The organism is Ralstonia sp. RL, assembly GCF_001683835.1.
GTDB lineage: Bacteria > Pseudomonadota > Gammaproteobacteria > Burkholderiales > Burkholderiaceae > Ralstonia > Ralstonia mannitolilytica.
Genome location: NZ_LWRX01000049.1, coordinates 1 through 1,842, shown reverse-complemented (window position 1 = coordinate 1,842; position 1,842 = coordinate 1). Strand labels below are relative to the sequence as shown.

At 69.7% G+C, this 1,842-nt stretch carries 1 protein-coding gene and 1 pseudogene; both read left to right on the top strand.

The window, feature by feature from the left end; translation table 11 throughout:
* A partial coding sequence (locus tag A6M56_RS05175) for a 4Fe-4S dicluster domain-containing protein (protein WP_286757851.1) occupies nt 1-1,315 on the top strand: 1,315 nt, incomplete at its 5' end.
* Nucleotides 1,312-1,842: pseudogene (locus A6M56_RS05170) on the top strand (NrfD/PsrC family molybdoenzyme membrane anchor subunit); the annotation flags it as partial. The gene A6M56_RS05175 and the pseudogene A6M56_RS05170, both read left to right, overlap by 4 nt.

The window sequence follows — 1,842 nt, the reverse complement described above, 5'->3', positions numbered from 1 at the left end:
CGCGAGCGAGCCGCTGCCGCTGCGGCCGGCGCGGACGATCGCGCCGCCCGACTTCGAGGGGCCGGCCTTGCGCGCGCTGTTCGCGGCCGATCCCTCGGTGGGCGCCGGCGAGCATGCGAACAATGCCTGGCTGCAGGAGCTGCCGCGCCCGCTCAGCACGCTCACCTGGGACAACGCGGCGCTGATCGGCGCGAACACGGCACGGTCGCTCGGCGTGCGCACCGGCGACGTGCTGCGCCTGTCGCTGGCGGATCGTCCGCAAGCATGGGTGGAGGCGCCGGTGTGGGTATGGCGCGGGCATGCCGACGGCGCCGTGACGCTGCACCTCGGCTACGGCCGGCGCGCCGCCGGCCGCGTGGGCGACGGCGTCGGCTTCGATGCCTACCGCCTGCGCACGCTGCGCGGGCCGCACGCGCTGCGGGCGGAAAAGACGGGACGCCATCTCGCCTTCGCCACCACCCAGAACCACCAGCGGATGGAAGGGCGCGACATCGTGCGCATGGCGACGCGCGACGAGTTCCGGCGCCGTCCGCATTTCGCCAACGACGAGCCGCGCCTGCGCACGCCCGGCCAATCGCTCTATCCGGGGTGGGAGTACAAGGATTACAAGTGGGGCATGGCGATCGACCTGAATGCCTGCATCGGCTGCCGCGCCTGCACCATCGCCTGTCAGGCGGAAAACAACATCCCGCCGGTCGGCCGGGAAGAGGTCGCGCGCGGGCGCGAGATGCACTGGATCCGGGTCGACCGCTACGACGCCGGTCCGGACGCGCATGCGCGCAGCGTCTTCCAGCCGGTGCCGTGCATGCATTGCGAGGCCGCGCCCTGCGAGCTGGTGTGCCCGGTGGAGGCGGCGGTGCACGACAGCGAGGGCCTGAACCTGCAGGTCTACAACCGCTGCGTGGGGACCCGCTTCTGCGCCAACAACTGCCCGTACAAGGTGCGCCGCTTCAACTTCCTGCAGTACACCGCCACCCCGATCGACCGCACGCCACCGGCGTACAACCCGGAAGTCACGGTGCGCCGGCGCGGGGTGATGGAGAAGTGCACCTACTGCGTGCAGCGCATCACGCGCGGCCGGATCGAGGCGGAAAAGCTCGGGCGGCGCCTCAAGGACGGCGAAGTGGTGACCGCCTGCCAGGCGGCCTGCCCGACCGAGGCGATCGTGTTCGGCGACCTCAACGATCCCGGCAGCCGCGTGAACAAGGCGAAGGCGTCGCCGCTGGATTACGGATTGCTGGCGGAACTGAACACGCGGCCGCGCACCTCGTATGCGGCGCTGGTGGTGAATCCGGATGTGGAGCTAGGATCATGAACGAAACGACACGACAGCCTCCCCAGCCTCCGGTCTCGCAGGACATCGGCGTGCTGCGCGCCGGCTGGGGCTATGCGAGCGTGTCGGACAAGATCGCCAACCTGGTGCTGCAGCGCCCGCTGCGCTGGCCGTGGCTGAGCGCCTTCCTCGCCACCTTCCTCGGCACGCTGGTCTTCTTCGGCGCGATCGCGTACCTGTTCGCGGCCGGCGTCGGCATCTGGGGCGTCAACATCCCGGTGGCATGGGGTTTTGCGATCGGCAATTTCGTCTGGTGGATCGGGATCGGCCACGCCGGCACCTTCATCTCCGCCTTCCTGCTGCTCCTGCGCCAGAAGTGGCGCACCTCGATCAACCGCTTCGCCGAGGCGATGACGCTGTTCGCCGCCGGCATCGCCGGCCTGTTCCCGATCCTGCACCTGGGACGGCCGTGGTTCTTCTACTGGCTGATCCCGTATCCGGACGTGATGAACCTATGGCCGCAATGGCGCAGCCCGCTGGTGTGGGACATCTTCGCCATCGGCACCTAC